Raw genomic sequence first — 8,579 nt, 5'->3', positions numbered from 1 at the left:
TGCGCACGATGAAGAACTGGCCGAGAACCTTGGCGTCGGTCGCGGAGCGATTGCCCACGGACTGACCGTTCGGGAGGGCGATGCGCACGCGAGTGGGGGAGGCGGCCGAATGATCGGCGCGCTGCACATCATGCGTCCCGGTGTACTGCCCTGGGCTGGTCTCGGTGAGGTCGAACGAGAAGTTTCCCTGGGTGGCCGTCGCCTTGCCTCCGGCGGGTCCCGTGGCGTGCACCTCGAAGGCATCGCCCTCGTACAGGGTCTTCCTGGCGTTGGTGGACACCGTGACCGAGGCGTCGCTGCGGTCTAGCTCGGCGGGCGCGGCGGTCTGGATCGACCACTGCGCCTCGCGCGTCTTGCCCACCACCGCGGCAACCACGACCCGCACCTGGTGCAGGCCGCCCCCCAGGGTCTTGGGAACCGAGATCTCGAATCCGCCCTCACGCCGCGTCACCGGGACCTCAACCGTGTCGATGAAGGCCCGCGGGGGCGTCGTGGCCGGAAGCGCGAGGTCTCCGGAGAGCTTCACCACGATGGGGCGCCCCGGCTCTATCATCTCGCCCGCGGGCGGAGACGCACTGATGCCGGGCGCAACAGGCGAATCTCCAGCGGCCACCACCGGACGGGCGGCGATGATCAAGAGCATCGCCATCAGGGCGAGGCAAAGAAGCGAAGCGCGGTGAGCAGGCATAAAACGCATGCGAAAGACCTCTCGTGTGTTTGGAACGGCTGGAAGGCTTCACTCCTACCCATGTGAAGCGGATTCCTGCCGCACCGTTTCACGCCCGCGGTGCGCTCGATAAGCGCGCATATATCGCCCACCGAGGAAGGAAAGATCAGGGGGGTCTACGAACCGACGAGAATCTTTTTCCGTACCGGCAGGCAAGCGGCGTGACGCGCCGCCGAGCCGGAGGAAAGGCCGGCACGCGCGGCGCCGCAAGCGCCCGTGTTCGACGAAGCGTCGACGAACGACGCGAGCGCGCCTGACGGCACGCTTGCAGGCACTGCTCCGGCCACACGCATCAATACCATCGTTCGAGGTGACACATGGGCAAGAGACGGGTCGTGGTGACGGGCATCGGAGCGCTGACACCACTGGGCATCGGGTGGGAGACCTTCTGGGAAGGATGCAAGGGCGGGAGATCCGGCATCGGTCCGATCTCACATTTCGACACGACGGCCTTTGCCTGCAAGATCGGCGGTGAGGTCAAAGACTTCAACCCCGAGAACTACATCTCCAAGAAAGAGGTCAGAAAGATGGACCGCTGCCTGCACTTCGCAGCGGCGGCCGCCAAGCTGGCCATTGCAGACTCGGGTCTCGAGATCACCCCCGAGAACGCAGCAGACATCGGCGTCATCATCGGGTCCGGCATCGGTGGCATGAACACCCTCGAGAACCAGCACCGCGTTCTCATGGAGCGTGGGCCGGACAAGGTGAGCCCCTTCTTCATCCCCATGATGATCGCCAACATGGCGTCGTGCATGGTGAGCATCATGCACGGCCTCAGAGGCCCCAACATCACCATCGTGACGGCCTGCGCCACCGGAGCGCACAGCATCGGTGAAGCGATGCAGATGATTCGCGACGGCAAAGCGAAGGCCATGCTTGCGGGCGGCACCGAGGCCGTGATCACCCCCATCTCGGTGGCAGGCTTCTCCTCGATGCACGCCCTGTCCACCCGAAACGACGAGCCCACACGCGCCTCACGCCCCTTCGATCGCGACCGCGACGGCTTCGTCATGGGAGAAGGGGCCGCGGTGCTCCTGCTCGAGGAGCTCGAGACCGCCAAGGCGCGCGGCGCGCGCATCTACGGTGAGGTTGCGGGCTTTGGCATGTCGGCCGATGCCTACCACATCACCAACCCGCAGCCCGAAGGGCTGGGGGTGGGCAAGGCCATGCACGCGGCGCTCGAAGACGCTGGCATGCAGGCCAGCGACGTGCACTACCTGAACGCTCACGCCACCTCGACCCCGCTCGGCGACCGGACCGAGACGCTGGCCATCCGCAACGCGCTCGGAGATCACGCCAACAAGATCGCGGTGAGCAGCACCAAGTCGATGATCGGACACATGCTCGGCGCTGCGGGTGCCATCGAGACGGTGGTCTGCCTGCTGGCCTGCCGAGACGACATCGCGCCCCCCACCATCAACTACGAGAACCCGGATCCATCCTGCGACCTCGACTACGTGCCCAACACGGCGCGTTCGATGCGCATCGACGCCGCGCTCAACAACTCGTATGGGTTCGGTGGACAGAACGCAGTGCTCGCGGTGCGCAAGTACCGTCCTGACGCCTAGTCCAGGCAGGGAAGGCTCCGTGTCCGCAGAGAGGTCTGGTCGGAGTGGTGCGCCTGATCCCGCCAGCGGGTCAGACAGCGTCGACGTCGACCTCGATGCCGTTCAGCAGCAGCTGGGGCTGCGCTTCCTCCGCCCCTCGTCATTGCGGGCCGCCTTCGTGCACGAGTCGTTCGCGAACGAGAACCCGCTCGAGAAGAGCAACGAGCGCCTCGAGTTCCTCGGTGACGCGGTGGTCGGCATGGCGGCCAGCGCGTTGCTGTACGAGCGCTTTCCCGAGCTGCCGGAGGGCGAGCTCACGCGCATGAAGGCCATGCTGGTGAGCCGCCCGTCGCTGGCCGCCCACGCGAGGTCGCTCGATCTGGGAGCGCACCTCCTCATCTCCCGCGGAGGAGAAGCCCACGGCGAGCGCGAGCGCGCGTCGCTGCTGGCCGATGTGTTCGAGGCGGTGGTGGGGGCGCTGTATCTCGACCGCGGATGGTCTGAGGCCGAGGCGTTCGTGCGTCAGCGCTTCGAAGGCTCACTCGAGGCGCTCCCCGAGACCGACCGCAACTACAAGAGCATCTTGCAGCAGATCACGCAGAAGCACTTCAAATCGCTGCCGGAATATCGCGTGGTGCGCTTGAAGGGCCCCGCCCACGCGCGCAGCTTCGTGGTCGAGGTGTGGTTCCGCCAGGCCTTGCTGGGCTCCGGAGAAGGCCGCAGCAAGAAGGAAGCCCAGCAGGAAGCCGCGCGAAAGGGGCTGGAACGCGTCCACGCGCTGCTCCCTCCCGAGAGCGGCTCGGCGGGTGGAGCAGGGCAGGGGAGCGGCCTGCCCTCCGAGCCGTGAGCCTCGACGTCCACATCTGCGCCGACGGGCTGACCTTTGGTGTGCGCGCCACACCGCGGGCGCGTGTGTCGGCGGTGACGGGAACCCGCGAAGGCATGCTGCTGGTGCGGCTCGCAGCCCCACCGGTCGATGGCAAGGCGAACGCGGCGCTGTGCGCCTTCCTGGCCCAGTGGCTGGGTGTTCGCACGGCAGACGTCCGGATTGTGGGGGGAGAAAGGGCACGGCACAAGCGCGTCGAAGTGCGGGGGGTCACCCGGGAACAGGTCTTGCGCACGCTCCCCGATGGAGAGGCTCAAGCATAGACCGCGAAGACCGAGGTGCACAGCGAGGAGGCTCTCCACATGCTCGATGACGGATTCTCTGGGCTGCTCGGTGGACCCAGGTCCCAGCCCGCGATGGGAGGCGGCGGCAGCCTCAGCGGTCCGTTCCTCCAGTTCTCAATTCCGTGCCTGAACGTCGAGGACCAGAAGGGGCCACCGAGCTTCCAGTACATCTTCTATGAGCTCCCTCTGCCGGCGTTCCCGTTCCAGTTCCCGGAGGGCGAGGGCTTCTACGTGGCCAACGGCTGGTGCAACGGCACCGGATCACACGTGCAGCGCATGAAGATTCTCGACCCCTCGAGAAAGACCGTGCTCGTCGACACCAACGACCAGCCGTTCACCTTGAAGCGCGTCGAGGAACCGTTCATGGCGGTGAACTTCATCACCGGCATGCGAATCGAGCGCGAAGGCGCCTACTGGATGCAGGTGTTCCTCGACAACCAGCTTCGCCTCGAGTATCCGCTGCAGGTGCGCAAGGCCGACAGCCAGCCCCAGCCCCCCACGAAGTAACGCGGTGCCGATCTCTTCCGCCAGCGTGCGCGTGGGAGTCGCTCTCACGCTCACGCTGGCGGTCTGCGTTCTTGCGGGTGCCGCGCCTGCAGGTCCGGACGCTGCGGGCAACCGCTTCTTCGAAGCGGTTCGCCGGCATGACTACGGCCAGGCCTACGGGCTGCTGAGCGAGGGGGTGCGTCGCGACCTGCCGTACCCCGTGTTCGCGCAGCGCTCTCGTGACATCACGTGGTTCCAGGTTCTTGAGCTCCAGGCCATCGAGCGCGGCCGGCACCTGGCACGCTATCGCGTTCGCGGACGGGTGAAGATGGTGCATCACGGCGATCTCTTCAATGCCGTGTACGCCGGAACCGTGTCGCTCTCGCTCGATGATGGCGCGTGGCGAATCCGCCAGGTCGAGCTGAGACCGGTGGAGCAGAAGCGGTTGGGGAAGGCCCCGCCGGCATACCAGATCTGAGCCTCCACGCTTTTGCGTGCATTCAACTTCGTCAAACCATTCTTTGACGAAGTAATTCATTTCGAAGACCACCGAACCTCGAGACCCGATCCCGGGCTGCTCTCGGGCTTTCAGAGCGCCTCGGGCCCGAAGACCTACGGCACGCCCGCACGGTTCGAGATCTGCGATGCGCAGGCATCGATGTCAACGAGATCGAACTTTCTTCACCATGAGCCAGCTGCATCGCAGTCGCGGATACTACCAGAAAGACTTCATCAACTACCTGGCGGTCGAGCGAAACCTCTCGCCGCGCACGTTGCGCGAGTACGGTGACGACGTGCGGCGCTTCTTCGAGTTCTTCGGGCCGCACCTCGAGGCCGATCTCACCCTCGAAGCCATCGACGAGCGCTCCATCCGGGATTTCCTGACCTGGCTGCGTGTCGAGCGCAGATTCACGGCAAAAGCGGTGAACCGCAAGATCGCAAGCCTGCGGAACTACTTCAAGTTCCTCATCCGCGAGGGCGTCATCGAGCGCTCGCCGGTCGCCGATCTCAAGAGTCTGAAGCTGCCCAGGCACCTTCCCAAGGTGCTCAGCCACGACGACGTCACCCGCGTCATCGAGCGCAAGCCCGAGGTCGATATCAACACCCAGCCCAAGCGTCGCGGACGAAAGGTCGACCCGGCCCTGCAGGCCTTTGCCATCGCGCGCGACAACGCCATTCTCGAGCTGCTTTACGCCACCGGGATGCGCATCAGCGAGCTGGTGGGGCTCGACCTCACCGACGTCGACTTCCCGGAGCGGGCCATGCGCGTGACGGGCAAGGGCAACAAGCAGCGCATCGTGCTCATGAACGAGAGCGCCGCTGAATCGCTGAAGACCTACCTCGCATGTCGGCCGCCGTCCCCTACCCGCGCCGTCTTCCTGAACCAGCGCGGCGGGCGCCTCACGGCACGCGCCGTCGAGTACATGTTCGCCGCCCGCATGCAGGCGGCGGGCGTGCGGCGCGAAGCAAGTCCCCACACGCTGCGTCACTCGTTCGCGACGCACATGCTCGAGGGGGGCTCAGACCTCATGACCATCAAGGAGCTGCTCGGGCACGAGAGCCTCTCGACCACGCAGATCTACACCAACATCTCGCTGCAGCACATGAAGCAGGTGTATCGCGACGCGCATCCGCGCCCCTGATGGGCCCGGCACGCAGCTTCGAAGAGCGAGATCAGATGGTGGGGCGCGCCGCGAAGGTCACGCGCAGCGGTCGCGGGGCTGTTGCAAGAAGACGGCTGTCGAGGGCCGCGGCGACACCATTGGCCAGATCGGTGAAGCGCGGGTCGACGAACGGATTCACGACAGCGTAATCGATGTAGGCGCCGTCGGCGTACATCTTCACATCTACGTGATCGTACACGACGCGCCCGACGGTCTGCCCGGCCACAATCTCGTCACCGACCTTGACCTCGGGAGAGAGATGGCCGTAGGTGACCTCGATGCCCTGCGTCACCACCGTGATGCCGGTCTGGGCGCCGTACCAGGGCGTGATGCTCTTCACGCGGCCGCTCCAGGCGCACGGCACCGGAGTGCCCGCGTCAAGACCGATGTCGTAGCCGCTGTGGAGCCGTCCGGGACGAGGCTCGTAGAACGTGCTGGTCACGCGAGCATCTGCTTCCACGCGGCGCACGCGCGCGAGCAGATCTGCGAGCACCCCCGCCCGTATGCCAGCCCCGATCCGTCCGAGCGCGCAGGGCTCGTCGGCGGCCTCTCCCACGATCGCCTTCCACCAGCCCTCGCGCGCATGCACGAACGGCAGAGGACGCGGGGCGCGCCGACAAGGCCCGTCCGCATCGAACGAGGCCGCCTCGGCCTGGATGGTGCGCAGCGAGACCAGTGCGGTCGACACGGCGCAGAGAAGCAGAGCGACAGCCGCGAGAGCGCGACGTCTGCGGTGAAGAGTCATATAGAAGCTGCCTGCCACGAAGGTGGGTCACGCGTGATGCGAGACCGGTCACGTCGCGATGAATCAGCGGCGACGCGCGACAGCCGCGGAAGAACGAAGATGCGGACTGTCGAGGAGACCCCCGCGAAGCGTGAAGTGAAAAGGCTTCAAGCGCGGTGCGGCGGAGGATGCGGAGAGAATAGCCCGGACCGCCGTGACCGGCAATAGTCCGGATGTACCATGGGCGGCGCGGGGCGGCCTACGGCTCTCGCGTGGAAAACGATGTGGACGGGTTTCCGGAAAACATGCACATCAGCACGGCGGCTCAGATCGGATCATCCGGCATCTGAAGCGGCGCGCCCCCCTCGGCAATGTCCATCTCGACGGCGAAGCTCTCGGGCGCCGTCTCGTGCGCGGCGGCCTCTGGAACGTCTTTCATCTCGCGCAGCGACGCCTTGGGACCCGCGACCGGATGCATCTGCCCCTTCACGATCTCGCCCGAAGCCTTCAGGATCTCATCCGGAACGCCGTCACGCGCGAGGCGCCTGGCCTCGTCAGAACGCTGACGACGGGTTGACGGATTGGCCTCCTCGAACAGATCGGAGGTCAGCGCGGCGTTCAGCAGCCCGCCGTCGCCGAGGGGGGCTGCGCCGCTGTCTTCGCCGTGGCCGCCGTCACGCCCGAGGCCGCGGGCTCCCGCCTCGTTCGACTGCTCGGACGCTTGCGAACCGGACTCGGCCACAGGCGCGCCGTGCGCTGAAGCAGGCGAACCCGCCTGCTCGAACGCGTCGCCCTCAGACGGCGGTGGCGCTGCGGGTTGCGCGCGAGCGAGATCGACGCGATCTCGCTGCTCTGCGTCGTCTTCCACGGCCCCCTCGCGCGCCAGCTCCTTCTGGTTGCGCATCGAAGCGATGTTCTGGGTTACATTGAGGATGGCGTCACGCCGGAACTGCTCAGACAGCGGATTGGAGGAATCTGGAACGCGCATGCCAGCATCTTCCGTGTCCGAGCGCGCTCTCCTCCAGGTCGGGCGACGGCCTTCACCGACCAGAAAAGCCGGCTGAAATTCCAGTCATCCACGAGGAGTTCGCAGGCGTTCGACGAAGCCCTGAGCGCTCATCGACCGCCACGGCGAGATCGGCCCCACAGCAAGGTCGACGGTACCGCGGCGACGCCAGAGTCGCCTTCACGATTCAAGACTCTTCCCTGTTCCCAGAATCGCGGCAGCGCCTCGCTCCACCACTCCTCCTCCGAACGGGCATGCGGGCGGGGTGATCGGTCTAGAGCAACCCTGGCCCGTGCCTGCACTTGAAAGGAGTCCACGTCCCATGTCCACGCTGAAGAAGATCGGCATCCTCCACGGCCGCGAGCGCACCTTCCCCGATGCCTTCATCGAGAGCATCAACTCACGCCGCGTCCCCGGCATCGTCGCGGAGCGCGTCGTGCTGGGCGGCACCTCGTACAACGAGCCCCAGCAGTACGCCGTCATCGTCGACCGCATGTCGCACGAGGTGAAGTACTACCGCAACTACCTCAAGCTGGCCGCGATGAACGGCACCCGCGTCATCAACAACCCCTTCTGGTGGAGCGCTGACGACAAGTTCTTCGGCACGGCGCTGGCCGCAAAGCTCGGCGTGGCCGTGCCCAAGACCATCCTGCTCCCCAACCAGTCGTATCCGGACGGAGTGGTACAGGAGTCGCTCAGCAACCTCAAGTTCCCCATCGACTGGGAAGGCATGCTCGCCTACGTCGGGCTTCCTGCCATCATCAAGCCGGCCGAGGGCGGCGGCGGCAAGTCGGTGACCAAGGTTCGCAGCCTCGAGCAGCTGTGGGACGCCTTCAACAAGAGCGGCGACACCCAGATGATGCTGCAGGAGTGCATCGAGTGGGAGCACTACGTCCGCTGCATCTGCATCGGCCGTGAGAAGATCCTGCCCATCAAGTGGCACCCGCCCTTCGAGCGCATGTTCGGCACGTACTTCGTCGATCACAACCACCTGAGCCCCGAGCTCGGCGCCCGCGTGGTGAACGACGCCCTGGCGCTGAACCGCGCGCTGGGCTACGACATGAACACGGTCGAGTTCGCCATCCGCGACGGCGTGCCGTACGCCATCGACTTCACGAACCCGGCGCCAGACTTCGACAAGAACTCCATCACCGAGCACTACTTCTGGCAGGTGGTCGACTGGATGACCGATCTCGCCATCCGCAAGGCCCAGGAGACCGGCACCCCGGAGATCAACCTCAAGTGGTGGTCGATG

General features: G+C 65.9%; 10 protein-coding genes. 7 read left to right on the top strand and 3 right to left on the bottom strand.

The genetic code is table 11. The features are described 5' to 3' along the window. A partial coding sequence (locus EB084_14210) for a hypothetical protein (protein ID NDD29411.1) occupies positions 1 to 688 on the bottom strand: 688 nt, incomplete at its 3' end. A gap of 356 nt (positions 689 to 1,044) precedes the next feature. Between EB084_14210 and fabF the strand changes: the two genes are divergently transcribed. From fabF to EB084_14180, 6 genes are all read left to right on the top strand, one after another. Further along, positions 1,045 to 2,295, top strand: coding sequence for a beta-ketoacyl-[acyl-carrier-protein] synthase II (gene fabF / locus EB084_14205; GenBank protein NDD29410.1), 1,251 nt, complete (start codon positions 1,045 to 1,047; stop codon positions 2,293 to 2,295). Further along, complete coding sequence (gene rnc / locus EB084_14200) at positions 2,237 to 3,121, top strand: ribonuclease III (protein NDD29409.1); 885 nt, start codon at positions 2,237 to 2,239, stop codon at positions 3,119 to 3,121. The genes fabF and rnc overlap by 59 nt, the downstream gene beginning before the upstream one ends. A 14-nt stretch (positions 3,122 to 3,135) precedes the next feature. Continuing rightward, positions 3,136 to 3,423, top strand: coding sequence for a DUF167 domain-containing protein (locus tag EB084_14195; GenBank protein ID NDD29408.1), 288 nt, complete (start codon positions 3,136 to 3,138; stop codon positions 3,421 to 3,423). 39 nt (positions 3,424 to 3,462) lie between these two features. Continuing rightward, on the top strand, positions 3,463 to 3,951 hold the full coding sequence (locus EB084_14190; protein ID NDD29407.1) for a hypothetical protein: 489 nt from the start codon (positions 3,463 to 3,465) through the stop codon (positions 3,949 to 3,951). A gap of 4 nt (positions 3,952 to 3,955) precedes the next feature. Beyond that, on the top strand, positions 3,956 to 4,408 hold the full coding sequence (locus EB084_14185) for a hypothetical protein (GenBank protein ID NDD29406.1): 453 nt from the start codon (positions 3,956 to 3,958) through the stop codon (positions 4,406 to 4,408). A 166-nt stretch (positions 4,409 to 4,574) separates the two neighbouring features. Next, positions 4,575 to 5,573 carry a tyrosine recombinase XerC gene (locus tag EB084_14180; protein NDD29405.1) on the top strand — a complete coding sequence of 333 codons (999 nt, stop codon included), beginning with the start codon at positions 4,575 to 4,577 and terminating at the stop codon, positions 5,571 to 5,573. A 31-nt stretch (positions 5,574 to 5,604) separates the two neighbouring features. On the opposite strand, the gene EB084_14175 is transcribed toward EB084_14180, so the two are convergent. Together EB084_14175 and EB084_14170 are read right to left on the bottom strand one after the other, a co-directional pair. Then, positions 5,605 to 6,339 carry a M23 family metallopeptidase gene (locus EB084_14175; GenBank protein ID NDD29404.1) on the bottom strand — a complete coding sequence of 245 codons (735 nt, stop codon included), beginning with the start codon at positions 6,337 to 6,339 and terminating at the stop codon, positions 5,605 to 5,607. A gap of 304 nt (positions 6,340 to 6,643) precedes the next feature. Further along, a complete protein-coding gene (locus EB084_14170; GenBank protein NDD29403.1) occupies positions 6,644 to 7,306 on the bottom strand; it encodes a hypothetical protein in 663 nt (220 codons plus the stop codon). 340 nt (positions 7,307 to 7,646) lie between these two features. Between EB084_14170 and EB084_14165 the strand changes: the two genes are divergently transcribed. After that, a partial coding sequence (locus EB084_14165; protein NDD29402.1) for a hypothetical protein occupies positions 7,647 to 8,579 on the top strand: 933 nt, incomplete at its 3' end.

It is taken from the genome of Pseudomonadota bacterium (genome assembly GCA_010028905.1).
Classification (GTDB): domain Bacteria; phylum Vulcanimicrobiota; class Xenobia; order RGZZ01; family RGZZ01; genus RGZZ01.
Note: the sequence above shows the minus strand (reverse complement) of the source record. Positions and strands in the feature narration are given on the sequence as shown.